The 26,671-nt window shown below is 34.6% G+C and carries 25 protein-coding genes; 9 read left to right on the top strand and 16 right to left on the bottom strand.

Going from position 1 to position 26,671, the window contains the following annotated elements; genetic code table 11:
- Window positions 1-82: 82 nt before the first annotated feature.
- Together EKM79_RS09825 and nagE are read right to left on the bottom strand one after the other, a co-directional pair.
- Window positions 83-913 (bottom strand): MerR family transcriptional regulator, encoded by an 831-nt coding sequence (locus tag EKM79_RS09825; protein WP_246005663.1) that lies wholly within the window; start codon window positions 911-913, stop codon window positions 83-85.
- A gap of 278 nt (window positions 914-1,191) precedes the next feature.
- The gene (gene nagE / locus EKM79_RS09820) at window positions 1,192-3,171 is read right to left on the bottom strand and encodes an N-acetylglucosamine-specific PTS transporter subunit IIBC (RefSeq protein ID WP_125568301.1); all 1,980 of its coding nucleotides are present in this window, start codon (window positions 3,169-3,171) and stop codon (window positions 1,192-1,194) included.
- 400 nt (window positions 3,172-3,571) lie between these two features.
- Between nagE and EKM79_RS09815 the strand changes: the two genes are divergently transcribed.
- A complete protein-coding gene (locus tag EKM79_RS09815) occupies window positions 3,572-6,235 on the top strand; it encodes an HAD-IC family P-type ATPase (protein ID WP_125568299.1) in 2,664 nt (887 codons plus the stop codon).
- A 92-nt stretch (window positions 6,236-6,327) separates the two neighbouring features.
- On the opposite strand, the gene EKM79_RS12490 is transcribed toward EKM79_RS09815, so the two are convergent.
- Complete coding sequence (locus EKM79_RS12490; protein WP_281273221.1) at window positions 6,328-6,972, bottom strand: winged helix-turn-helix transcriptional regulator; 645 nt, start codon at window positions 6,970-6,972, stop codon at window positions 6,328-6,330.
- Between the two features lie 384 nt (window positions 6,973-7,356).
- Between EKM79_RS12490 and EKM79_RS09805 the strand changes: the two genes are divergently transcribed.
- The 4 genes from EKM79_RS09805 to pstB all read left to right on the top strand — a co-directional run bounded on the left by EKM79_RS09805 (window position 7,357) and on the right by pstB (window position 10,941).
- Window positions 7,357-8,247: a phosphate ABC transporter substrate-binding protein gene (locus tag EKM79_RS09805; RefSeq protein ID WP_125568297.1), complete on the top strand. Its 891-nt coding sequence runs from the start codon at window positions 7,357-7,359 to the stop codon at window positions 8,245-8,247.
- A gap of 83 nt (window positions 8,248-8,330) precedes the next feature.
- Window positions 8,331-9,260 carry a phosphate ABC transporter permease subunit PstC gene (gene pstC, locus EKM79_RS09800; protein ID WP_125568295.1) on the top strand — a complete coding sequence of 310 codons (930 nt, stop codon included), beginning with the start codon at window positions 8,331-8,333 and terminating at the stop codon, window positions 9,258-9,260.
- Complete coding sequence (gene pstA / locus EKM79_RS09795; protein ID WP_125568293.1) at window positions 9,250-10,137, top strand: phosphate ABC transporter permease PstA; 888 nt, start codon at window positions 9,250-9,252, stop codon at window positions 10,135-10,137. The genes pstC and pstA overlap by 11 nt, the downstream gene beginning before the upstream one ends.
- A gap of 60 nt (window positions 10,138-10,197) precedes the next feature.
- Complete coding sequence (gene pstB / locus EKM79_RS09790; protein WP_246005664.1) at window positions 10,198-10,941, top strand: phosphate ABC transporter ATP-binding protein PstB; 744 nt, start codon at window positions 10,198-10,200, stop codon at window positions 10,939-10,941.
- 87 nt (window positions 10,942-11,028) lie between these two features.
- Here the strand turns inward: pstB and EKM79_RS09785 are convergent, their stop codons facing one another.
- Together EKM79_RS09785 and EKM79_RS09780 are read right to left on the bottom strand one after the other, a co-directional pair.
- Complete coding sequence (locus tag EKM79_RS09785; RefSeq protein WP_125568289.1) at window positions 11,029-11,301, bottom strand: hypothetical protein; 273 nt, start codon at window positions 11,299-11,301, stop codon at window positions 11,029-11,031.
- Window positions 11,302-11,358: 57 nt separating this feature from the next.
- Window positions 11,359-13,119 carry a thiamine pyrophosphate-binding protein gene (locus tag EKM79_RS09780; RefSeq protein WP_125568287.1) on the bottom strand — a complete coding sequence of 587 codons (1,761 nt, stop codon included), beginning with the start codon at window positions 13,117-13,119 and terminating at the stop codon, window positions 11,359-11,361.
- A gap of 228 nt (window positions 13,120-13,347) precedes the next feature.
- Between EKM79_RS09780 and EKM79_RS09775 the strand changes: the two genes are divergently transcribed.
- The gene (locus EKM79_RS09775) at window positions 13,348-14,757 is read left to right on the top strand and encodes an amino acid permease (protein ID WP_125568285.1); all 1,410 of its coding nucleotides are present in this window, start codon (window positions 13,348-13,350) and stop codon (window positions 14,755-14,757) included.
- A gap of 497 nt (window positions 14,758-15,254) precedes the next feature.
- On the top strand, window positions 15,255-15,566 hold the full coding sequence (locus EKM79_RS09770; protein WP_025023797.1) for a helix-turn-helix domain-containing protein: 312 nt from the start codon (window positions 15,255-15,257) through the stop codon (window positions 15,564-15,566).
- A gap of 151 nt (window positions 15,567-15,717) precedes the next feature.
- Here EKM79_RS09770 and EKM79_RS09765 read toward each other — a convergent pair whose 3' ends face one another.
- The 4 genes from EKM79_RS09765 to EKM79_RS09750 form a co-directional block, all read right to left on the bottom strand.
- Window positions 15,718-15,963 carry a hypothetical protein gene (locus EKM79_RS09765; protein WP_125568282.1) on the bottom strand — a complete coding sequence of 82 codons (246 nt, stop codon included), beginning with the start codon at window positions 15,961-15,963 and terminating at the stop codon, window positions 15,718-15,720.
- 63 nt (window positions 15,964-16,026) lie between these two features.
- On the bottom strand, window positions 16,027-16,635 hold the full coding sequence (locus EKM79_RS09760; RefSeq protein WP_125568280.1) for a hypothetical protein: 609 nt from the start codon (window positions 16,633-16,635) through the stop codon (window positions 16,027-16,029).
- Window positions 16,636-16,645: 10 nt separating this feature from the next.
- A complete protein-coding gene (locus EKM79_RS09755; RefSeq protein ID WP_125568278.1) occupies window positions 16,646-16,960 on the bottom strand; it encodes a PadR family transcriptional regulator in 315 nt (104 codons plus the stop codon).
- A 54-nt stretch (window positions 16,961-17,014) separates the two neighbouring features.
- A complete protein-coding gene (locus EKM79_RS09750; protein WP_125568277.1) occupies window positions 17,015-17,605 on the bottom strand; it encodes an undecaprenyl-diphosphatase in 591 nt (196 codons plus the stop codon).
- 155 nt (window positions 17,606-17,760) lie between these two features.
- Between EKM79_RS09750 and EKM79_RS09745 the strand changes: the two genes are divergently transcribed.
- The gene (locus tag EKM79_RS09745) at window positions 17,761-18,738 is read left to right on the top strand and encodes a zinc-binding dehydrogenase (RefSeq protein WP_125568275.1); all 978 of its coding nucleotides are present in this window, start codon (window positions 17,761-17,763) and stop codon (window positions 18,736-18,738) included.
- A gap of 65 nt (window positions 18,739-18,803) precedes the next feature.
- On the opposite strand, the gene phnW is transcribed toward EKM79_RS09745, so the two are convergent.
- Genes phnW through EKM79_RS09715 form a run of 6 tightly spaced genes read right to left on the bottom strand, consistent with a single transcriptional unit; the run spans window position 18,804 to window position 24,158 of the window.
- Window positions 18,804-19,907 (bottom strand): 2-aminoethylphosphonate--pyruvate transaminase, encoded by a 1,104-nt coding sequence (gene phnW / locus EKM79_RS09740; protein WP_125568273.1) that lies wholly within the window; start codon window positions 19,905-19,907, stop codon window positions 18,804-18,806.
- On the bottom strand, window positions 19,900-20,697 hold the full coding sequence (phnX, locus tag EKM79_RS09735) for a phosphonoacetaldehyde hydrolase (RefSeq protein ID WP_125568271.1): 798 nt from the start codon (window positions 20,695-20,697) through the stop codon (window positions 19,900-19,902). Before phnX ends, phnW begins: the two co-directional genes overlap by 8 nt.
- Window positions 20,698-20,714: 17 nt before the next feature.
- The gene (locus tag EKM79_RS09730) at window positions 20,715-21,569 is read right to left on the bottom strand and encodes a PhnE/PtxC family ABC transporter permease (RefSeq protein WP_125568269.1); all 855 of its coding nucleotides are present in this window, start codon (window positions 21,567-21,569) and stop codon (window positions 20,715-20,717) included.
- Window positions 21,566-22,357, bottom strand: coding sequence for an ABC transporter permease subunit (locus EKM79_RS09725; RefSeq protein ID WP_125568267.1), 792 nt, complete (start codon window positions 22,355-22,357; stop codon window positions 21,566-21,568). The genes EKM79_RS09730 and EKM79_RS09725 overlap by 4 nt, the downstream gene beginning before the upstream one ends.
- Window positions 22,357-23,112, bottom strand: coding sequence for a phosphonate ABC transporter ATP-binding protein (phnC, locus tag EKM79_RS09720; RefSeq protein WP_125568265.1), 756 nt, complete (start codon window positions 23,110-23,112; stop codon window positions 22,357-22,359). The genes EKM79_RS09725 and phnC overlap by 1 nt, the downstream gene beginning before the upstream one ends.
- A gap of 11 nt (window positions 23,113-23,123) precedes the next feature.
- Entirely contained in the window at window positions 23,124-24,158 is a 1,035-nt protein-coding gene (locus EKM79_RS09715) for a phosphate/phosphite/phosphonate ABC transporter substrate-binding protein (RefSeq protein ID WP_125568263.1), read from the bottom strand.
- Between the two features lie 314 nt (window positions 24,159-24,472).
- Between EKM79_RS09715 and EKM79_RS09710 the strand changes: the two genes are divergently transcribed.
- Entirely contained in the window at window positions 24,473-25,876 is a 1,404-nt protein-coding gene (locus tag EKM79_RS09710; protein WP_125568261.1) for an NAD-dependent succinate-semialdehyde dehydrogenase, read from the top strand.
- Window positions 25,877-25,937: 61 nt separating this feature from the next.
- Here EKM79_RS09710 and EKM79_RS09705 read toward each other — a convergent pair whose 3' ends face one another.
- Complete coding sequence (locus EKM79_RS09705; RefSeq protein ID WP_125568259.1) at window positions 25,938-26,558, bottom strand: helix-turn-helix domain-containing protein; 621 nt, start codon at window positions 26,556-26,558, stop codon at window positions 25,938-25,940.
- Window positions 26,559-26,671 lie beyond the last annotated feature (113 nt).

Below are 26,671 nucleotides of genomic sequence, written 5' to 3'. Positions count from 1 at the left end.
GTGCATAAAAATAGGCATCCTCATTGAGGATGCCCATAGGCCAAAAATCATTCATCAATACTATTTGACAAAGAGCCAAAAATTAAGATATTTTTTCCGCTGGTACCATGATTTCACAGACAAAACCATTCTCATCTTTTGTTGCCCAATAATCTACCAAGTATCGTTCATAACATTTAAGGCCTAATTCATATCCATGTTTGTCTGCCCATACCTCAAGATCATGATATTTAGACGCCGAAGTATTTAGAGCACCTACATTATAAGTGCATAAAAACATTTGTCCACCGAAATCAATTGTTTGTAAACGGTGCGGATCATTTCTTACTGGTTTTTGCATAATAGTTGCTCTCGAAATCGTACCAGATGCCTTCTCCTTGTAATTATCGAACGACAATATAACAGGGCCAGTAATAGCACTACCATACTCTTCCAAGTGATTAATCCAAGGTAAATTAATAATCGAATCCTTATAATCATATTCAAAATCTTGTTCTAAAGAATAGTACTGCTCTTGTTCCACGTATTTCAAGGTAATACTTGATAACCCATTCTCAAGTGCCATATTACCTTCATGCAACATTCCTACCCAATCGTAGATTGCCTGGTAACGGTTTTGCAGTTCTTTTTCTTCTTTTTTTAGCTCATCTAACTTAGCTAGAAAGTTCCTTTCATGAAAAAAGCAGTCACAAGTATCCCCAACACCATTCATCTCTTGAAGATGAAAACCCATTTGCTTGTAATATTTCAAAATTGGGACCATATTCAGCGTATCATCACTATAATAGCGATATCCGTTGTCTGGACATACATAGTCTGGAACTAGTAAGCCCAGCTCTTCGTAAAAGCGTAAGGTCTTGCGAGAAACGCCACAAATTTTGGCTGTCTCTCCAATTGTATGGAGTTTATCCATATTTGCTTTTGCCATATCCACTTTGCTGCCTCCCAACTAAATAACAACTATTGCGAATGCAATAGTTGTTTCATCCGTAGTAATTATTAATTTACTTGTTTAACCAATTCAAATTATGATTGCATTTATAGATGTTGTCAAGCGCTTTCAAAAACTGATACATAAGTATCGATAATAAAAAATATAAAGTAATATTTTATTTTAAAAAAATTTCTATTTTGTGCAATAAAAAAATCTCGTTAATGATTTAAACAATTAACAAGATTCATCTATTTCTTCTATTTAATCGTAACCTTCATAACTTCATCAGTTGGATCAACGCTACGATCTAAATTACTAGCTTTCATATACGATACTGCTGACATGTTTGTAATAATAATCATGACATCAGTTTTCTTACCAGAATTTTCTACAGCCCTCAGATCCATAGTAGCCAAATCATCACCATGAGAAACTTTCTGCCCTTCTACTACCTTTACTTCAAAAGGTTCACCCTTTAGTTGAACCGTATCAATTCCCATATGAACTAACACTTCTAGTCCATTTTGAGTTTTAATACCAATGGCATGTTTAGTTGTAAAGATTGTAGATATTGTCCCATCAACCGGTGAAACGATTAAATTATTATCCGGAATAACGGCATAACCGTCACCTAACATTTTTTGAGCAAATGTAGGATCTGAGACTTCTTCTATATCTTCCAATTGACCCTTAGATATACTATAGAAGAAATCAGTCGAACCTGACTGAATATCGCTATCAGAAGAAGCTGGCTTGCTTTCTTCCTTAGTAGATTTATCAACCTCGACATCAGCATTTTCTTTATATAGTTTGCTTAAATCGTCAGCAACGAATTGAACTTCCGTCCCAATAATAATTTGAACATTATTTTTATCCAATACATTTACACCTGCAGCACCAGAAGACTTTATCATTGCTTGATCAATATTACCTGTATCAAATAATTGCAGACGTAAACGAGTAGTGCAATTATCGATAACTTTAATATTATCATGGCCACCAATTCCTAAGTAAACTTTTTTAGCAGCAATCATATATTTATCATCTTCATCTGAAGTGTCTATTTCTGCGGTATCTTCATTAGTTGTTTCTAATGGTTCACGTCCAGGCGTCATCAGATTAAATTTTTTAATAGCAAAATCGAATCCAAAATAATAAATAGCTGCCATAACCACACCTTGAACCAATAGCATCAAGGGATGATTAGCAATTGGCATATGCAAACTCAAGACATAATCAACTAATCCAGCACTAAATGTAAATCCGGCTGTCCAATGCATGAAAGCAGCAAATGCCATGGATAAACCAGTGAAAGCGGCATGAATCACGTATAAAGGCCATGCTACAAACATAAATGAAAATTCTAAGGGTTCAGTAACTCCAGTGAAAAATGAAGCAAATGCTCCAGCCATCATTAAACTTGCTGTGGCTTTTTTTCGTTCTGGTAGTGCATTGCGATAAATTGCCAAGGCCCCAGCTGGCAATCCAAACATCATAACGGGGAAATATCCAGCTAAATACATACCTGTAATTCCCTTGATCCCTTTGTTAGCCCAAAAATTACCAATATCATTAATACCAGCAATATTGAACTCAAACACCTGATTCAATGCTTGATGCAGTCCTGTAGGAATCAGTAACCTATTAAAGAATCCAAACAGTCCCGCACCCCATGGTCCTAATTTGAAAAAGAATTTACCAAATGTGATCAATGCGTTATATAACGATGGCCAAACAAATAATAATACTACTGTAAATAATAACATCACTAAAGATGCCATGATTGGAACCAATCGCTTACCACTAAAGAATGATAATGCCATTGGCAGCTTAGTTTCATGGAACCTATCGTATAACGCCGCGGCTGTTAATCCAGCGACAATCCCTATAAAAACATTACCGGGGATAGCATTAAATGCAGGGTCAACGTTTTTAACATCGATTCCCCTAAGCAATGCGACATTTGCCGGTGCTAAAACTCCAACGGGGACAATATAGGCAACGACTCCCGCTAATGCTGAAGCTCCATCTTTTTCCTTGGCCATACCTAATGCCAATCCAACGGCAAACAGTAATGCTAACTGCCCTAATATTGCGGTTCCTCCTGCCTGTAGGAACTGTGCTAGTGCCCATTTGTCGGGTAACCAATGTCCAATACCAGCAAGTAGGGCTGCAGCCGGCAAAACAGCAACTGGCAATTGTAATGACCGCCCCATTCTCTGTAAATATGTTTTCATTTCTTTATTTTCCCTTCAAAAACATTAAAATAAACCAATGAACACTATGATAATGGTATAAATATACTTTTTCAAGACAAAAATGCGATGGTATATACCTATGAAACACATTAACCTGCTTTCAAAAAATTAATAATAGCTATTGGTATACTCCATAAGAGGGGGATTTATCATACAATATAATTTTTTTCTAATAAGCTTATTAAGATTGACATAATTCAATATTCCTGTTAATTTATTAATATAATATTTTAAGGAGTGGAACTGGACTGAACACGAATATCGCAAATATCTCCGGTACTAAAAGTTAATCACGTTTATTTAGGGCGCACTGCTATTCAGCAACGCGCTTTTTTTAACCCTACTTTAAAAAAACATATAAATTGAGGAGAAACATTAATTGGAAAAGAAATTTTTTCAAATAGGATTAAACGAACTAAAGAAACAAAATAACTTTGAGGATTTTAAACAAGGTTTAACAAATGATGAAGCCGCCAAAAGACTGGCACAAGATGGACCTAACAAACTAGAGGCTCAAAAAACACCAAAGTGGAAAGTTTTCATAAGACAATTTAAGAGCATGGTTATCTATGTATTGATTGCATCAACTTTAATTACTTTATTGATGGGACACTATTCCGATTCAATAATAATTGGATTAGTAGTTATCATTAACGCTTTGATAGGTTACTATCAAGAAACAAATGCATCAGATGCTCTAGAAAAAATAAAACAAATGTTATCCACTGACGCAACTGTATATAGGGATGGTCAGCGTAAAGACATTCCTGCGGAAGATTTGGTAGTTGGTGATTTAGTCTTCTTAGAAGCAGGTGACAACGTTCCTGCTGATCTTAGAATCGTCGATTCAGATAATTTAAGAATACAAGAATCAGCCTTAACTGGTGAAGCAAATTCGGTAGAAAAAATTTCTGAATCACTTAATGATGATAATGTTGCTCTAGCCGATCAAATAAATATGGCATTTGCTTCCACTGCCGTTACTAATGGTAGTGGTACAGGATTAGTGGTCGCTACAGCTGAAAAAACAGAGATCGGTAAAATTTCAACTTCAGTAAGCTCCGTTAAGCAAAGAAAAACCCCACTAATGACCGTTATCGATAAACTAGGAACTAACACTTCATACTTTATTGTGGCAGCCTCTATCGTAATATTCTTGATAGGATTTTTCTTAGACACATATTCCCTATCAGTTCTTGCATTAGCAGTAGTGGCAATGATGGTTGGTGCTATTCCTGAAGGATTGCCGGCTACAACGTCAGTTATTCTCGCCAAGGGTGTAAGTGACATGGCAAAGAATCAAAACACCATCGTTAAAACATTGCCAGCCGTTGAAACTCTAGGCTCAGTTGATGTTGTTGCAACAGATAAAACTGGTACTCTTACAAAGAACGAAATGACTGTAACTGATATTATGATAGATGATGAAGAATATCAGGTCAGCGGTATTGGTTACCGTCCTGAAGGTGAAATAACTAAAGATGGACGTCCCATCAAAATCAATCAAAAACTTCAATTATTATTAGATACTGGTTATGAAGCTAATGACACTGATCTAACTGAAGAAGATGGACATTGGACTATCAATGGTGAACCAACTGACGGTGCATTCTTAACTCTATATCACAAAATAATACCTTACGGAACTCCTGATAAATATGAAGAATTGGATATTCTTCCTTTTGATTCAGACTTCCGATATATGGCAAAACTGGTTAAAGATAAAGATGATAATCGATTATTATTCGTTAAGGGATCACCCGATAAGTTATTGGAAATGGCTAAAAAGAACGATGATGAATTCAACTATGACAAATGGTTCTCTCTCGTTAAGAAGTTCTCCGAAGAAGGTAAACGCGTTATTGCCGTTGGATACGAAAAGCAATCTAATAATTTAAACGAAATAACACATGAGATAATAACTGACGGGCTTAACTTCCTAGGTTTAGTAGCTATCATTGACCCACCTCGTGAGGAAGTAATTGAAGCTCTTAAAGTAATGCGAAAAGCCGGTGTTGCCGTAAAAATGATTACTGGTGATAACGCTATAACTGCTAAAACTATTGGTGAAAAATTAGGATTAGCTTCTGAAATACATGCTATTACCGGTCCTGAATGGGATGAATTAAGTGATGAAGAACGTGTGATAGCAGCGGATAAAAATCAAGTGTTTGCTAGAACAACTCCAAATAATAAAATTGAGATCATTGAAGCTCTGCAAAAAAATAACAAAGTAACTGCAATGACTGGGGATGGTGTCAATGACGCTCCCGCACTAAAACGTGCCGATATTGGTGTTGCTATGGGTATTAAAGGTACTGATGTTGCTAAAGACTCGGCCGATATGGTATTAACCGATGACAACTTTGCAACAATTTCAACTGCTATTAAAGAAGGTCGCAGAATCTTCGATAATATCAAAAAAAGTATCCTTTATTTATTACCGATTTCATTCTCTGAAGGTTTAATTGTTGCCTATGCTATTTTAACCAAGAATGAAATTCCGCTACACCCTACACAGTTACTATGGATCAACATGGTTTCAGCCATCACTATCCAATTTGCCTTAATTTTTGAACCAGCTGAAGATGGAATCATGGATCGAAACCCACGGAAAACTGGTGCCAAATTCATGAATCGACATGATATTTTCCAAATGACTTACATAGCTATTCTCATTGCTGGTGTAAGTTTAATAGTTGACGCTTGGCTGATTGGTAACGGTGTTAGTCAGACCATAGCAAGTACAACAATGGTTAACGTATTAGTAGTCGGTAAAATATTCTACTTGTTCAACATTCGTACTCCAAAATTAGCATTATCAAAAGAACTTTTCTCTAACATGTATGCTTTTATCTTCGTAGGCCTCATGATTGTTCTGCAGCTAATATTAACTTATGTACCATTTATGCAAGACATTTTCCACACTGGTTCAATAGGAATACCAGAATGGTCACTTGCTGTAATAGGTGGAATTATAGTATTAGCCGTTTCAGAATTTGATAAAATTATTCGATTACTTATGAAGACCAAAAATGCATAATAAGGAATAACGAATTAACTACAAACAAACGTCCTAGTGTTTACTACGTAAATACTAGGACGTTTTTGTTTATAAGCTATTCTCTCATTTTTTTATTGCGTTGCTACAAGAGGATAATCATTATCTAAAATATAACCGAAACCTCTAACGGTTTTAATCCATGTCGGAGAAGAAGGATTTTCTTCTAGTTTATCTCTTAAATGACTAATATGAATATCTATGGTACGACTTGAACCTGCTGCATCGTAACCCCAAACGCCGGAAAGTAACTGTTCTCTACTAAGAACCTGACCACGATGCTGCATTAAATACCATAGTAAACTGAATTCTTTAGGTGTTAAGCCTAAGTCCACCCCTTCGTGTGAAACGCGGAAGTGCTTCAGATCAATAGATAGGTCATGACATTGTACAGTATGCTTAACGTCTTTTTCAATTTTTTTCTTTGCTTGATTTACGGCAAATTTATCATAAACCCAGAACAATTGTTTAAATTTGGAAATTAATTCTGGATATGACAAAGGTTCCACCAAATAGGCATCCACATTAATGTCGTAAAATAATTTACACTCATCTTTTTTCTTTGTTGGAGACAAAACGACAATGGGTCCATCAATCTTATCGCGAATCTCCTTCAATGTATTTAAAGAAGTTTTTAAATCAGTTGTAGATAAGTCCCAAATAAGTCCAGATACATCATCATCATTCACCATTTCAATAGTTTTATTAGGTGTTGTCATATTATGAATGAACCACCCCTGACTGTTGCAATAGCTGTTCATTTCAATGAACAATGGCAGATTCTTACTCAATAGTACCAACGGTCGCATCGATTCAACCTCTTTCCACTCATAGATATTGCTTTTCCCTTTATGTAACATGATTATAACTTATTAACAGTATGTCGTAATCTTTTTTGCATAAAATGAGTATTCTATTTTGATATATACCAATATAATTAGAATAAATGTCCGTTCAGGCAATTTCAAACAAATTTGTTTATACATGATATATAAAAATATAAATGCAAACTTTACATAATCTTTACAAACAACAAACAAGTTTTATACATCCAAGAGTTATATTTGCATCATGTACTAAATATTGTTAGTAAGGGGTTAGTTATGAAAAAGAAAAATATCATTTCTGCAATCCTTTTATTCGGTGCTTTCATTGCCGTTTTAACTGGATGCAGCAATAGCAAGAGCAGTTCTAGTTCATCAGATTCCAACGCTTCAGGTAAGATTACTGCAGTTGGATCAACAGCTCTACAACCTTTAGTGGAAAAAGCTGCAAGCAATTTCCAAAAAGACAACAGCAAGATCAGTATCACTGTACAAGGTGGAGGTTCTGGTACTGGACTTAGTCAAGTACAAGACGGATCAGTTGCAATTGGTAACTCTGATATCTTTGCTGAATCAAAAGACGGTATCGACGCTAAAAAGCTTGTCGATCATAAGGTTGCTGTAGTTGGTATGGCTCCAGTTGTTAATAAAGAAACTGGCGTTAAAAACCTAACAATGGATCAATTGAAAAAAATCTTTACAGGAAAAATTACAAACTGGAAAGATGTTGGTGGTAAGGATCAAGAGATAACAGTTGTTAACCGTGCTGAAGGTAGTGGTACTCGTGCAACATTTGAAGATGCTGTCTTAGGTGGAGATAAAGCTGTTAAATCTCAAGAACAAGATTCTAATGGTACTGTCCAAAAAATTGTTGAAAGTACACCAGGTGCTATTAGTTACTTAGCATTCTCATACATCAACGACAAAGTACAAGCTGTATCAATCAACGATGTTAAACCTACAGATGCAAATGTTGAAACAAACGACTGGCCTATCTGGTCATATGAACATATGTATACAAAGGGTGAAGCTAAGGATGCAACAGCTAAATTCTTGAAATACATGGACTCAAGTGCAGTTCAAAAAGACCTTGTTGGCAAAATGGGATACATCAGTATCCACGACATGAAAGTTCAAAAAGACGCCAAAGGTACTGTTTCAAACAAATAATTCTGAGGGACTTTGACTATTAGCATTGTTGACAGTCGAAGTTCCTTTTTTCATGTCTCAATTTATAGGAGGCTCTAAATGTTATGGATGAAATCCAACGTAAATTACAACAAAGTTCAAAGGCTACCAGAGAAGATCGTCTAGGAAGAACCATCTGTTACACCTGTATTGGCCTAATCATTATGCTAGTGACCTGCATATTATATTTTATTGCTTCAAAAGGTATTGCCACTTTCACCAAAGACCATGTTAATGTATGGCAATTCATAACAACCTCAAATTGGGAACCAGGAAATATGGATAGCAAAGGTCATCCTATGGTCGGTGCCCTTCCAATGATAGTTACATCCTTCAGTGTCACTTTATTAGCAGCGTTAGTTGCAACACCATTTGCAATTGGCGTCGCGATCTTCATGACAGAAATTTCAGCAAAACGTGGTGCTAAGTTATTACAACCAGTAATTGAATTACTAGTGGGAATTCCATCAGTAGTCTATGGTTTCATTGGTTTATCGCTTATTGTTCCATTTATTAGACATATTTTTGGTGGAACAGGATTTGGTATCCTATCAGGTACCCTAGTACTATTCGTAATGGTATTGCCTACCATTACATCATTAACTGTTGACAGTTTAAAAGCTGTACCAATGCATTATCGTCAAGCTTCACTAGCTTTAGGCGCTACTCGATGGCAAACAATATACAAAGTTATTCTGAGAGCAGCAACACCTGGAATTTTGACTGCCATTATCTTCGGTATGGCACGTGCTTTTGGTGAAGCATTAGCGGTTCAAATGGTTATAGGTAATGCTATTTTAATGCCAAAAAATCTTGTCTCACCTGCTTCAACATTAACTAGTAAGTTAACTACAGATATTGGTAACACCGTTATGGGAACTCTACCTAATGACGCTCTATGGTCATTGGCTTTGATTCTTTTACTAATGTCACTGTTCTTCAACATGTTAGTAAGATTCATCGGAAAGAGAGGTAACATAAAAAATGCATCCTAAACGTACAGATAAAATTGCAACAGGAATTATTTATACTGTTGTATTTGCAGTTGTAGCAATATTAGTATTCCTTATTGGTTATATTTTGGTGAATGGTGTGCCGGATATAAATTGGCATTTTCTAACATCACAGGCTCAATCTTTTAGTGCTGGCGGTGGTATTCGAGACCAGCTATTCAATTCATTATATTTACTAGTCCTAACTCTAATTATTTCATTCCCTATTGCTATGGGAGCAGGAATTTATTTAGCTGAATATGCTAAAGATAATTGGATAACAGATATAATTCGAACTTCTATCGAAGTACTAAGTTCCCTTCCCTCAGTTGTAGTTGGATTATTTGGTTATTTGCTACTAGTCAACCAACTGAACATGGGATTCTCTATTTTATCAGGTGCTATTGCCCTAACATTTTTTAATCTTCCTCTGTTAACTCGTAATATTGAAGAATCGTTGAATAGTGTTCCAGGTTTACAAAAAGAAGCTGGTATTTCACTTGGATTATCTGACTGGAAAACTATTACTAAAATAATTGTTCCAGAAGCACTACCTGGTATTCTGACTGGGGTAATTTTAAGTTCTGGACGTGTTTTTGGTGAAGCAGCCGCACTAATTTATACAGCTGGTCAAAGTGCGCCATCAGTTTCTTATACTAATTGGAATATTTTTGATCCTAGTAGCTTTTTAAATCCAATGAGACCAGCTGAAACCTTGGCAGTTCACATTTGGAAAGTAAATACAGAGGCAGTAACTCCTGATGCCCATGCAATTTCAAGTGGTTCATCCGCTGTATTGATCATTGTTATATTAATATTCAACTTAGGTGCCAGATTTATAGGTAACCATATTTATAAAAAAATGACTGCAGCAAAGTGAGGTATTAATTTGAAAACATATGACTTTGACGACAAATATATCATTAATCTAGATTCCGAAATGGCCATTGAAACAGATAATATTCAAGTTTCTTATGGTAAAAATCAAGCAATCTTTAATACTAGTTTAAAATTTCCACGATTTAAAATAATTTCACTAATTGGTGCATCTGGTTCAGGAAAATCTACCTATCTAAGATGTCTCAATCGAATGAATGATAAAATTGCCACAGTCGACGGCAAAATAATGTATCGAAACGTTGATATCAATGATCCCAAAACTAATGTATATGAAGTTAGAAAGCACATTGGTATGGTATTTCAACGACCCAATCCTTTTTCAAAGTCCATTCGAGAAAATATCGAATTTGCTTTGAAAGAAAACGGTATTCGTGACAAAAATGAATTAGATGAAAGAGTTGAAATGAGTCTGCAAGACGCTGCACTATGGGAAGAAGTAAAAGACGAATTAGATACTAGTGCGTTGGCACTATCAGGTGGTCAACAACAACGACTTTGTATTGCCAGATCAATCGCTATGAAACCTGACATTCTTCTGCTAGATGAACCAGCAAGTGCGCTTGACCCAATCTCAACCTCAAAAATCGAAGATACAGTTCAACTATTAAGTAAAAACTTGACCGTTATTATCGTAACTCACAATATGCAACAAGCATCACGTATAAGCGACTATACAGCATTCTTCCACATGGGACACATAATTGAATACAATGAAACTAGAAAAATCTTTACTAAACCAAAAATAAAAGCTACCGATGATTACATATCTGGTGACTTTGGATAAAACAAAAGATAGTTTATTTCGTTTAGCTATACAAAACACCCCCGCATTTACTTACGTAGATACGAGGGTGTTTTTAAGTTACGCTCTTTAATGTCTCAAAACTAATCGATATTCATCATCATTCTTAGTTTCTTTAATATGATACTTATTAGCAATAATTCTACGCAAATTGTCCAGTTGTTTAGTATCTGAACTTCTAAACATTTTTGCAATTTTCGTAAAAATATTAGGTTTAGCCTCAACATCTTCAGTTGAATACAAAACTGATCGACAAATTTCATAAGCTTCACCAATTACATAAATATTATTCTGTCTTGAATAGACTAATTGAAATAGTTCTGTTTGATCTGAAACTTTCATAATTTAACCACTCCTAGTGATTTCATTATGACATATTGTCGTTATTTGTACTATATATTAAAGATTATCTCCCTTAGAACGCAACAATTCACCAAGTGAAGGTTGATCTTTAGGATCAATGTGATATTTAGCAGAATATTCATCAACAGCATCTTGGCCATACAGCTTAGCATCTAGTGGCATAAAGGCTGTAGCAATTGGATCTTCCTGCTTAATAACTGCATTTACAACGATTGGCTTCTTGTTACCTGAGTCTTGTAATTTCTTGATTTTGTCGAAAACATCATTTGCTTCTTTGATGTTAGTAACAGTAAATCCAATACCACCAAGTCCTTCGGCAACTTTAGCCCAGTCAGCTCCTGTTAAATCAACACCATACAAATGCTGCTTTGTAGCTACTTGTTCATAATAAATGAAACCTAGTCTTTCATTTGATAGTACAACATTAACAACTGGCAATCCATAACGAGCCTCAGTAATAATATCTGGTGCGACCATTGAAAATCCGCCATCACCAGACAAAGTCCATGCTTGACCATCTGGAACACTCAATGCACCAGCAATTCCAGCTGGAAGTCCAAATCCCATTGTGGCAAACAATCCTGACAACGCAAACTTTTGATTTTTGTTCATCGGTAATCCACGAACACCGAATTCTGAAACATTACCTGTATCGACACCGTATGTATCGTTAGGACCAGCCATTTCAGAAATCTTAGATGTGATTGTTTCTGGATTCAAACCATCGCTATCGTCCTTAGCACGTGCTTCCAGCCATCTATCCCAATTGGCTTTGTTCGTCTGATTAGCTTTTAACCAATCACCTGCTGGCAATGTTTCACCAGTCTCAATTAAGGCTTTTAAGTAGCTTTCGGCATCAGAAATAACAGCATAATCAACATCAACCGTCTTACCAATATCATAAGGATTATTGTTAACTTCAATAATTTTTAAGTTCTTTGGCCAGAATCCAGCAAATGGAAATTCAGAACCTAAAAACAAAATTAAATCGGCATGTTGCAAAGCTTCAAATCCTGACTTACTCCCTAAACGACCAAATGTACCAATGAAATTGGGATGATCAGTACTAATAACACCAGTAGCTGGCACCGTATTCATAACTGGCAAGTTAAATTGCTCTGAAAACTTAGTCAAGGTATCACGAGCACCCAATAAACCACGTCCGGCATAAACTAATGGATGCTTAGCTTCTTTCAACATCTTTAATGTATTGGTTACATCCTCTGAATTAATTGTTTGTGAATAATTATTTTCGACAACTTTTGGTGTCTTAGGTGACTCATAATCAATTTCAGCTGCTGTTAAATCTTCTGGTAATGTAACGACAGCCACGCCCTTTTGACGATATGCTTCACGAATTGCTTGATTAATGACATATGGAATTTGCTCTGCAGTTGTAACAGTACGATTATATACCGCTACATCGGAGAACATTGGTGTCTCATCCATTTCCTGGAAGTAATTTGTATTCATAGCTGTTTGTGGAACTTGTCCTACTAATGCTAAAACTGGAACATGGTCCATCTTGGCATCGTACAATCCATTGAATAGATGTGTTGCACCAGGACCGGCAGAACCGAAAGCTACTCCAATTTTACCTGTGAACTTAGCGTCAGCTGATGCTGCAATGGCACCAACTTCCTCATGACGTACTTGAATATACTTAATCTTATCTTTTTCCAAGTACAGTCCCTCAACTGTATGGTTAATAGAGCCACCTGGAATACCATAAACATGATTGACTCCCCATTCTTCTAGAACTTTAACAAGCGCTTGCCCTGCTATCATTTTTGTCATTACAAAGACTTCCTTCTATTAAAATGATTTATTCTGAAAACGAATTCAGGATCATTTTTACAATAATAGAAAAAATTGTCAAAGATTCTTTCTCGTGAATTATTTATTTTAATTATATTTTTATTCAAAATAATTAAATATTATTTACAAATTTAGAAAGTCTTTATTCTGGATATATGTTTAAACAGGTATTAAGATTATGAAAAATAATGAACGGTGGTGCTAATCATGCAAGTATTTCAAAAGAAAGATATTAACGAACTACTAAGCCAGACATCCCCCTTGAAACGAACATTGCATACCTGGGATCTAACTTTTCTTGGTATTGGAGCAATTATTGGAACAGGTATTTTTGTTCTTACTGGCAAGGGGGCTTTGACAACTGGACCTTCACTAGCAATTTCATTTCTAATTGCTGCAATATGTTGTGGATTTGCTGGATTGTGCTATGCGGAATTTGCCTCTATGGCACCTGTAGCTGGTTCAGCATATACATACTCTTATATTTCATTCGGTGAAATTATTGCCTTTATCATAGGTTGGGACCTAATTCTTGAATATGCATTAGGTGCTGCAACTGTTTCCGCTGGATGGTCAGGATATTTTGTAAATTTGATGAGTAACTTAGGGATACATATACCAAAGGTTTTAACCGCAGCAGCTGGAACTACTCCTGGTGTTACTACTTATTTTAATCTTCCCGCATTTTTAATTATTTTGATCATTACTTATATTTTGGCTAGAGGAATCAATACTACTAAACGTGTCAATGACACAATGGTAATTATAAAATTATCTGTAATTATTTTATTTATTATTTGTACAGTTTGGTTTATCAAGCCCCAAAACTGGAAACCATTCACTCCTTATGGTTTGTACTCATTCCATAATGGTACAGCCTCAGGTGTCATTCCAGCAGCATCAATTGTTTTCTTTTCTTTTATTGGATTTGATTCTGTTTCATCTAGTGCTGAAGAAACCATAAATCCTAGCAAAACGTTACCACGTGGGATTATGTTATCACTTGGTATTTCTACAATATTATATATTGCAATGACTCTTATAATGACTGGTGTAGTTAAATATACTGTATTCGCAAAATTCCTAGACGCTCCTATTCTAGCGGTTCTCAAAGCTACAGGACAAATTTGGTTAAGTATTATTGTCAGCATCGGTGCAATCCTCGGAATGACTACAGTTATCTTGGTTCAATTATACGGTCAATCACGTATCACCTACTCAATGTCTCGTGACGGTCTGTTTCCTAAGTTCTTTGGTGACGTAGATTTACAACGTCAAACTCCTTACAAAGGCACTTGGTTCTTTGGTATTATAACTGCTATAACTGCTGGATTCATTAATTTGAACATTCTATCCGAACTAGTTAACATTGGTACACTTACTGCATTTATCCTAGTTTCTGCTGGAGTATTGTGGATGAGACATAAACACCCCGAAATACATCGTGGCTTCCGTGCACCTGGTGTTCCAATTACACCAATTATTGCAATTGCTTTTTGTTTATTATTAATTGCTGGACTTAACTGGGAAACATGGTTAAGATTTGTAGTTTGGTTTGCGGTTGGATTGGTCATTTACTTCAGTTATTCTTATAAGCATTCTAAATTAAGAAATTAAAAAAAACGAGTTGCAAAAATTGCAGCTCGTTTTGTATTTTAGTTAATTTGTACAAGTTCAATTGAAAGAGCACAATTTTTGACGAAGTTACTTTTTTTATATAAATTAGTGTAATCATAGTTCTAACAATAAAGGTTTTTTTAGTTTACTTTAAGAAATGAATAGTATAATTACAACGAACTAGTAGGATAGCCGAATGAAAGACGTTCCTATTAGGTATTTAGCACTATCTCTCCCACTTATTCAATATTAATTTATTATATATCATAACATATCAGTTAATACTTATATTTATAATAAAATAGGCAGGGGTGATATATATAATATCAAAACCTTTATTTCACAAACAAATACTATATTCAAACAGTTGTGTAAACGCTTTTGATTGTGCTAATATGCCCTTTTTGATAAACTAATTAATCATACCTTGCTCTTCAATGAGCAATCTAATTAATCTATCGTTAAAGAGAATCATTTTTTTGACTGGAGGTACATAAATGCTTGGTAAAATAAGTAAGCTTATTCGAGAACGTCGTAGGTCTTTAAACTTAACAATTGAACAATTAGCTGAAAAATCTGGTGTTTCAGAAAGTTTTATCTCACGTATTGAGAGAGGCGAAGTTGATAACGTCAGAATAAAAAAGTTGAATGATATTGCGAATGCTTTGAATATGCAATTGTCCGACTTTTTTACCGATTCAAATCTATCAGATATTTATACATTAGACTTGATCAAATACCTATCTAACTTACCAGAAGACGAGAGAAAAAGAGTTTCAGAAGTACTCTTAAAAGTTATCAACCTATAATCCGTATTCTTCTATGATTAGTCCGGCGATTTCTTTAAAACTTTAGAATAACCTACAGTTTAATTTTTGAAAACATTTCTAATTAGTAAGTTAATGTAAATAGGACTCCCAGCATGACATTTAGTCAAAGCTAGGAGTCCTATTTTATTTTTTAATTATTAAAAAACTGAGTTAGTATTAAGAAAACTATTCCACCGACAATAATTCCAATTCCAATGATGAAAAAGTTCCAAAGGCCTAAAATACCAAAGATTATCAACAAAATTCCGATAAATGGGTGACGTAACAATGCCGCCCCTGTTTTGATAAATAACCAAATTATTACCAGAATTGCCACTCCGATAGCAATCAAAAGTGATGCTGAACTCGATGTACCAGTTGCCATTAATGTGAGCATTTCATTCCTCCTTATGATGCTAGATTATAGCATTACTCAATGAAGGAAGTATGAAAAAAGATACTATTTTTTTATTAAAACCTTGTTCAAAATATTGTACATAATGAACGACAAGTAAAATCCGGCAGCATAACAAATTAGAGTTATATCTAAAACAGTTAACATTTCATTTTTGTAGGTCAGCGCATTAAATAAATAAACAAAAATTCCAGCAATTAATAGCACTCCGCCTAAGCCAAGTAGATACTTATGAACATGGACAAAGAAAACATCACTATTGCTAGGCTTGTGTAGCTCTTCATTCTTAAATTGGCTAATTATATCAACAATTGCCGTGTCTTCATCATTACCCAATGATTTTTGATCACTCACATAATCAACCATCATAGTTTTAATTTCCATTTTTTCATCTTCATTAACATTCAGGTCGTGAATAAATTGATCAATTGATTCATAAGATTTGTACAGAGGATTAATTCTCAAATGATCAATATAATTAATAATTGACCAGAACGCCGCCAGCATAATGGCAAACATATAGCCAACCACAAATATAAACTCTGTTTTTGAAGGATCAATAACGCTGTCTAAGTAGTAACACACAAAGAATAAAATCATTGAAAACACTAGTATTGCTTTATAACTAATTTGTTTAATCGAAAAATAATTCACCTTATCCACCTCACAAAAACCTTTGAACGACTTCAGATAATGATTTAAAATCATGCTTCATACTATCTAACTGATCAATGCCTTGATTTGTAATATGATAATACTTTCGTTTTCCACCATGGGTCTTTTCACCCCAATAAGCTTCAATACATTCCTGTTTTTCTAATCGTTTCAAAGCTAAGTACAAAGTGGTCTCTTGAATCTCGAAGGTTTCATTAGATTTGTCAGTTATAGTTTTAGAAATTTGGTAACCATAATTATCCTCTTCCTTAAGAACAGATAGAATCAATAAATCTATTGTTCCTTTTAACATTTCCTTATTCATTAGGCCAGATCCTCTTACGCGATATTATTACTTCCATTTTACAGAATCCTAGCACTAATTACTAATCATGTTCCAATTAAAAAATTTGTTTTCTACTTTGTAAGTAAGATTTATTATTTTTACAATAAATTTTGAATTATTCAAATAAATATAAGAAATAATACTAATGATAGTTCCAATTGATGCTCCTACAAATATATCAATTGGATAATGAACTCCAACAAATATTCTGGATATTCCCACTATAATGGCAAGAACCGGAAATAAATATCGTAGCTTGGATTTAAAATAAATAAAGAAAATTACCATAATACTAAAAAACACAATTGTATGATCACTGGGAAAACTATTCCCTATATTCTTAGAAATTAACTTATTTACACCACTTAATACAGCGAATGGTTGCTTATGAAAATAAATATGCCCGGCAACTAGCTTTCCTACCAATTCAGATAGAACACAAGATAATGTCGCTATTATTAACATTTTTCTTGTTTGAAAATCATTTCGTTTAGCGAACCAAAGAATTACCATCACTAAAGCTAAAATATAGACTGTATATTTCGCAGTAAAAACACCTAAATAATTTAAAGTTTCAGATTTATTAGCTAAATTATTAATCAACCTAAACATGTAAATATCCATTTCAAACCTCTACCTAACATTATTAAGTACTCGAAGAATAAATAATATAATAATGTACTAAATAATGCAAGGTACTGTTAAAAAACTTGTTTCTGAATGAATAATGTGCGTATCTTCACTGGTATACTTTTGTTAATAAATATTGGGGGATTATTATGAAATCATTAGCCGTACAGTCCAAAGATGACACTAAAATTAGTAACATCAAATTAATGAATATAGATGAGCCCGTCATTTCCGACGACGAAATACTAATAAAAGTTCACGCAGTTGGTCTAAATCCCGTTGATTATAAACTAGTGGAACAACATAATAAAGCATGGAATTATCCACATATTTTGGGATTAGACGCAGCTGGAGAAATCATAAAAGTCGGAACTAATAGTAAAAATCTAAAAATCGGTCAACGCGTATTTTTCCACAGTGATTTATCCAAAGATGGTGTATTTGCGGAATATGCTAAAGCAAAATATAATACGGTAGCTCATATACCTGACAATGTTACATACGAAGAAGCGGCCTCTATATTGTGTAGCGGTCTAACCGCATATCAAGCAATTTATAGAAAAGTAAGTCTATCCGGAAAAAAGAATATCTTAATTCACGCCGGAGCTGGCGGAGTTGGAACAATAGCAATTCAATTGGCAAAAATAGCTGGATTAACTGTCATAACTACTGTATCTGAATTTAAAAAGGATATTGTTAAATCGCTTGGGGCAGATTATGTAATCGATTACCACAACGAAAATGTAACTGATCGAATTAATGAAATTACTAATGGCGACGGCGTTGATATCATTATTAATGATATTGGTAATCCTGAAGAAGATTTAGCAAGATTAGCATATAATGGCGCACTAATTTGTATACTTGAAACTCCAGATTTGACTAACTATAACCTCTCTTCAAAAGGACAAAGTGTTTCATCGTTAAATCTTGGAGGTGTCCATCAATCAAACTACCAAAACCAGTTGAACGATCTATCTGTAATGGCAGAAGCACTTGCAAAACTTATTTCGGAAAATAAGCTAGATCCAGTTATTACCAAAAGAATTAAATTTAAAGATATTCCCAAGGGACTGGAGGAACTAATCAATCATAAAACTATTGGTAAAATTGTTGCTACTATTTAATTACACCAAAAAGGGCTAGTTATCTTTTTAAAAGATAACTAACCCCTTTTTCATTATTTCGAAAATTATAAAGCTTTTTCTCTATTTTGAATTTTTTCAATTGCCTTTAACAACTTTGCAATATCATCTCGATAAACTTCACCAATATTACCAATACGGAAAGTTGGTACTTGTGAAATTTTACCAGGATAAATTACAAAACCAGCTTCTTTCAACTCATTATAGAATTCTTGAAAATTAAAATCATCAGTTGGATAAATGAAAGACGTAATAATTGGTGATTGCCATTTTTCATCAACTAACACCTTAAAACCAAGGTGTTCCATGCCTGAAGCAAGTTGTTTCTGATTTGATTGATATCTCTTATAGCGTCTTTGAAGACCACCTTCAAGTTTCAATTCTTCTAGTGCCTGAGCAAATGCATGAACAACATGTGTAGGAGAAGTGAAACGCCATTTGCCGTTATTCTTTTCCATTTCATTATATTGATCATACAAATCCAAAGATAATGTTCTCGCAATGCCTTCAGTAGCTTCTAATAATGATTTGTTTGCAATTACAAAAGCAAATCCTGGCACTCCTTGAATACACTTATTAGTGCTACTAATTAGAAAATCAATATTGATACCATTGACATCAATTGGAATACCACCAAAACTACTCATAGCATCCACAATGGTAACAATTCCCTTCTCATGAACCCATGGGACAATATCTTCAATGGGATTCAAAATACCTGTCGTAGTCTCGCAATGAATCATTGCAAAATGAGTGATTTCTGGATGTTCGTCGATTTTTGCTTTAACATCGGCTAAAAGAACTGGACTTTGCTCATCAACAGCTAAATCAATATGGTTGATGCCGTACACATCTGCCATCTGACCTATTCTCTTACCATAAGCACCATTCATTGCAATCAATAATGTACCATCATCAGGAATAACTGAACTAATAACCGATTCCACACCGTAAGTACCACTACCCTGAATTGGAACAGCCGTGTATTTGGAGGGATTCACGTCTGCCAATGCCAAAAGTGACTGACGAATGGATTGGGTGATTTCCTTATAGTCATCATCCCAAGTACAATAATCAAATTCCATTGCCTTTTTTACAGTGGCACTAGTCGTTAGTGGACCTGGTGTTAATAATAAGTAATTGTTATCCATTAGTTACCTCCTCAGATGCATTCAAAGTTTCAATTACATCTGGTAATTCCGACATATTATTAATAATTAAATCTGCGCCTTCGTTTTCAAAGATTCTTTTAACTTCACGGCGTTTCAAAAGTTTCTCATCTTCTGTAAGTGTATTGAATTCATCTTCTGATAATCCCATCAAACTACTACCCTCAATGATTCCAACGGTTATAACTCCTGCATTTTTACCTTCTTGAATATCAACAACAGTATCACCAATTTTCATTACACTTTGTAATTCATCGATACTAAATTGTGACAAAATGGTTTTTATCATAGCTGGTGAAGGACGGCCTTGACCAGCTACATCTTCAGAAGTAATAACTAACTCAGGAAGGTATCCTAATTTAGCAGCACTGTCTTTAACAATGTTCATCATTTCTAAAGTATATCCAGTTGTAGTTGCAACACGAATATGGTGTGCCGTAAGGTATTGAAAAGCTTTAAGAACTCCTGGTTTTAGCTCAGTCGAAATCTTCAAATGATTTATCAAAGATTCTTGAAATAAACCATAAACATTTTCTCTATCCTCTTCACTAGGACTACGATGATATATTTCTTTCCATTGATCATTTATTCTCGGCATTGCCAAAATTTTACCAATATGATCCCATTTAGCAATTCCCATATCTTGTCTGATTTCTGAATCTAAAATACTAATTCCAGCTCTATCAAATGCTTTTTTAAACGCAATAACCGGTGCTAAACTACCATAATCAACGGTAGTTCCAGCCCAATCAAAAATAACTGTTTTAATCATAAAATTATCCTCTTAACCTATTTAGCGATGTAAGCCTTTCTTAGTTTAACCGCAATAAATTCCAATAAAATGGCCACCGCGATAATTAAATAAACAATCATTCCAACTTCATGGAAATCAAAACTCATACCACTGGCAACAAATAATTGATAACCTATACCACCAGCACCAGCAGCTGCACCCACAGCAACCGCATTGGCAAAATTAATTTCTAAACGAATGAATGTCCATGATACTAGTGAAGCTATTATTGTTGGCCAAATTGCTTGAAATACAATAACCCAGAATTTACTACCAGTTACCTTCAATGCTTCAATCGTAGATTGATCAATTTCTTCAATACTCTCTGAATATGCTTTAGTTAAATAAGCAACACTATGAAAACTTAGTCCCAATATAGCTGCATTCGTTCCTAAACCACAGACAATTGAAAAAATCAGAACCCAGATAATTGTTGGGATTGCACGTACTATAGCCATGAAGACTCTTATACCACTACCCAACCATGCATTTGTTAAATTTTTAGATGCCATGACAGCCAAGAAGAAGCCCACAACCGCACCAATAATTGTTGTCATAATTGAAAGTAACAAACTGATACCTAAAGCTTGCAAAAGCATGACTATCCCATCAGATCCTGCACTTGGTTGTAAAAACATTTGATTCAATGTCATCATTAATCCACTAAAGGCTGAACCTATCTTCACATTAGCTGCATCTAGATGTGTCAATGTATAAGCAGTCGTCAATATTAGAAAAGTAATAACACCCGTGATCATATAACTAGACAAACTTGGATTACGTAATTTTATTTTATTAGGTTTTGGAGATTTAGGCTGTGTAAGCAATCTCTCATCGCTATTAGAAATCATAAGATAACCTTTCTGATTTGATTAGATAGAACTTCTAACACTATTACAACGACAATAATTGATAACACCGTCATACCAGCCGCATCAAATCTAAAACTTTTATAATATATGTCAAATACAAAACCAATACCTGTACCAGTCAAAATACCTACTAGTGTGGCATCACGTACATTGTTTTCAATCATATACAAAATCCAACTAATCAAACTTGGCATAATCTGTGGTAAAACTGCTTGGAAAATAACTTGGAAATAACTCGCACCAGTTGCTTTCAAAGCTAACATTGTCTCACTAGCTTCGTCTTCAATGATTTCCATAAAAGCGCGTATCAAATATCCTACTGACATCAAAAGTAATGCCAGAAATCCGGTAAAATCACTTTGCTTGAATGAAAATAATAAAATCATTGCCCATGCAACTAATGGAATATTTCTAAAGAATGAAGCTATTCCACGAACCACTGTCTGTACCAAAGCATTACCACCTGTAGCCTTAGCCCCAATTAAAGCTACAAAAATTGCAATGAATGAGGCTACAACTGTTGAAGCAATAGCTAATAAAACTGTCCCTATTAATTTCTGCCAAATAGTTGGGAGAAAATGAATGGAATTTGCAGTTGGCTTGAAGTTAATACCTAACCAAGAAAAAGCTTTTGGAATAGCAACTATTCCAGTCAATCCATCAAATTTTAGTATCCAACTACTTAATAGATAAATACTTCCAATAAGTGCGATAGTTCCTGTCTGTTTCCAATGTTTTCGAGCTAAATAATTTACAGGTGTTTGCATTAATTAAGCTCCTCAGTAACATTTTGATCATATAATGTCTCCAATATTTTCTCAGATAAAGCATCTGATTCTTCATTAAAAACCATTTTCCCCTGACGAATTCCAATAATTCGGTCTGCGTAATCCTTTGCCAACCCAATTTGATGCAAGTTGGCAATACAAATAATATTGAATTCAGTAGTCAGATCCTTTAACAATTGCATAACTGTTTGTGATGATGCCGGATCTAATGAAGCAATCGGTTCGTCACAAAGAATAACTTTAGGATGTTGTATCAGTGATCTAGCAATCCCAACACGTTGCTTTTGACCACCACTTAATTCAGAACAGCGTTGTAAAGCAAAATCCTCAAGTCCTACTTTTTGTAGTAGAGTCATTGCTTCTTGCTTTTCCTCATTTGTATAACGTCCAAACATCCCCGCCAGAGTGGACTTATACCCTAAGCGTCCATGTAAAACATTTTCAATCACGGTAAGACGTTCAACAAGATTGTAGTTTTGAAATACCATTCCAATCTGTCGACGATAATTTCGTAATTGTGTTTTATTTGCTGTCCTAAGATCACCGCCGTCAAGCAATATTTGACCGCCATCGTCCTTAATCAGTTGATTCAAACTTCTTAAAATTGTTGTTTTACCGGCACCAGATGGGCCAATAATTGCAACAAAAGTTCCTGGCTCGACAGAGAATGAAATATCAGTCAATGCCGGTTTATCTTTTTGATAGCTCTTTTCTAAATGTTTTACCTCTAGCATTATTTGTCTCCTTATTTACCAACTAACTCATGAGTAGGTTTGTACCAGTCATCGTTAACTGGAAGAAGTGTTGTTTTAGCACTCTTCTTTTGCCATAGAGTTGGAGTCTTTGATCCTTCTTTAGCAAATAGTTTTGGATTTTCTGTTACATCTTTTGATGTGAAACGTTTTTGGATAGCTTTTTGATCTTTCTCACTTAGTGATTCTGTATTAACTACAAATGGTCCGTTTTGAACTGGAAGTACTGAAATGTTAATCATTTCTTTACCCTTGAAATCAGCGAATGGAGCTTCGGCATCATCTTTAACCTTGAATGTTGAACCAACTTTGTCGTAACTACCTTCAGAAACTTCTAGGAATGGTGCCAAATCAATATCATCAAATGCTGCAACATCTGCGTCACCCTTTAGTAAGTTAACTGCAGATCCTGGATGTGAACTACCATATAGAACTTTATCAAAGAACTTGCCACCTTCAGATAACTTGTCTTTATCAGCTAACTTAAAGTGTTTTCGAATTTCATCAGTTGGAACTGCAAAACCAGAAGTTGAACTTGCTGAAACGAATGAAATCTTTTCACCCTTGATCTTATCAATATTATATTTGCCGTCTTTCTTGTATGAATCGGCTTTGTCTTTTGGAACCATCAAATATGAACGGTAACTTGCACCCTTAGTTGTTCCATCTTCACCAGATTGTAATAAGAATGGAAGAACTTTTTTATTTTGTGCATGAGCTTGAATATAACCATCAGCCCCCATGAATGCTAATTGAGCTTTCCCTGATGCAATTGCCTCAATGGCAACGTTATAATCTGTTGTTGTTTGAATATCTACTTCTTTACCAGTAGCTTCATGAATTTGCTTTTTCATTTCATCACGTGAAGCTGTAAAGTTCTTAGCAGATTCGTTTGGATAGAATACTACTGAGATCTTACCTGAGTCTTTCTTTGCACTGGCAGAGTTCTGACTTGAACAACCAGTTAATACACCGACAAGTAATAACATTAACCCTAAACAAACTGTTATAAATCGCCCTTTTTTCATTAATTAACAACCAACTTTCTCTTTCTTTTTTTGAACAAATCTAGCTTAACAAAGGAATGTATACGTTCTATATATTTAATGTAAAGATTTAAAACCCATGTAATAAAAATCTTTACTGAAAATTTACATTGTAAATGTTGTATCAATGAAAACTTATGGCATCACATGCTATATAAGTTATTTCATATATATAATTTATAAAAATATCTATATATTTTCATAATTAGTGAAGTTTATTTCAATGCAATCATTTGACTTAAACCCTACTCTAACGTGTATTCTAAAGGGGTAATAAAAATTGGAGGAATTTAATTATGGCCTATAAAACAATAAATCCATTTAATAATGAAGTCGTAAAAGAATATGACAATGCAACTGAGGTAGATATTCAAAAAACACTTACAATTGATGACAAACTATACCATCAATTAAAAAAGCAACCAATTTCAGAACGTGCCGAAATACTACATAAAATAGCTGATTTAATGAGAAAAAATGAAGATGATCTCGCCAAGACAATGGTTACAGATATGGGGAAGCTTATTGGAGAAGCAAAAGGTGAAGTCGAACTCTGTGCTCTTATAGCAGATTACTTTGCTGATAATGCGGAAAACTTACTCAAACCAACGCCAATAAAATCTGGTGCTGGAGATGCTTGGGTCGAAAAACAATCAACTGGTACAATTATGATGGTCGAGCCTTGGAACTTCCCTTACTATCAAATTATGCGTGTTTTTGCTCCTAACTTTATGGTAGGTAATCCTATGATCTTGAAACACGCTTCAAATACTCCTGGCTCAGCAGTAGCATTCGAAAAGATTGTTAAAGATTCTGGCGCTCCAGAAGGAAGCCTAACAAATCTATTCTTATCATATGATCAAGTATCAGAAATAATTGCTGATGATAGAATCCAAGGTGTTGCTTTGACCGGGTCAGAACGTGGTGGTCAATCCGTTAACAAAGTGGCTGGTGAAAATCTTAAAAAAACTACAATGGAACTTGGTGGAACGGATGCATTTATTGTGCTAAGTGATGCCGATATTGACCAAGTTATGAGTGTTGCAGCTAAAGCAAGAATTTATAATGCGGGACAAGTATGTACTTCATCAAAACGTTTTATTGTTGCTGATAATCTCTATGGTGAATTTGTAGAACGTCTAACCAAGCAATTTTCTGAGTTTAAACCTGGAGATCCAATGGATCCCAATACAACGCTTGCACCAATGTCATCAGCTAGAGCTAGAACTAAATTAGCTGAACAAGTCAATGAGGCTATTAAGGCTGGTGCCAAGGTTCAATATGGAAATAAAAAGATTGATTTACCTGGACAATTCTTCATGCCAACAATCCTTACTGATATTGACAAAAATAATCCAGCTTATTCTAAGGAAATGTTTGGACCAGTCGCACAAGTATATAAGGCTTCAAGTGATGATGAAGCTGTTGCCATTGCTAATGATTCCAACTATGGATTAGGTGGAATCGTGTTCTCAGGAAATAAGAAACACGGTTCAGATATCGCCAAAGAAGTTGAAACTGGTATGGTCTTCGTTAACACATTCATGTTTACACTTCCTGAATTACCATTCGGTGGTATCAAGAAATCAGGATTTGGTCGTGAAATGAGTAATCTTGGCCTAGAAGCATTCGTCAATGAGAAACTTATCGTTGCCGTTGATAAACCTGACTTGAACAATCTTGCTGGTGGATTATTCTAATTATTAAAGATATTTAAAAGGACAATTGTCTCTACATTTTTGTAGAAGCAATTGTCCTTTTTTACATCCTCTTAAAGTAATCCTCAATAATAAAATCAATATCATCTTGATCCTCATATCTAATGTCACCTGTATATTCCCTAACTTCAGATACCAAATTTACAACACTATTGATACCACTTTCCTTGTCTTTTAATGTTCGAAACGGAATATTATGATTTGCTAAATACCTTAAGGCAGATATCCTAACATGATCATTCATACATTCTCTTTCAATGTCAAAAAAGCAATCGTCAATGAACACTTCTTCAGGATATCCAAATTCATTTTCCCATCCCGGATTCTTAAATTCACCATTATAAAAGTCATATTCTATCTGTCTAGGAACATCCGGATAATCATTTAACATCGCTTCATTACCACGTAAAACCAAGTAGTTATAAATGTACTCACTTACTTCCCCAAAATAAATCCAACCAATCGGCCTTTCTATATATCTGGCAATGGCCTTTACTGTCGAAATAGTTGGCATACTTCTACATGTGATATACATTCTAAGATCAGCAGATGTTAATCCTGTTTTATCCGCTAATATGGGTAGTGATATATCTTTTTCAATCAAAATCCTTTTAATTTGAAAACTTATCTTTTCTAATTGAATTTCCATAATATTATCAAACATAAAAAAATCTTCCTCATAATCAAAGTTTATAAAAATGGGTCTAAACTTTCTGGTATTGGTGAAAGCCAATACCAGTTTTTTTATTGTCTAAATTTCTGGATAGAAAAAGGACC

The organism is Companilactobacillus insicii, from assembly GCF_003946015.1.
Classification (GTDB): Bacteria; Bacillota; Bacilli; order Lactobacillales; family Lactobacillaceae; genus Companilactobacillus; species Companilactobacillus insicii.
Note: the sequence above shows the minus strand (reverse complement) of the source record. Positions and strands in the feature narration are given on the sequence as shown.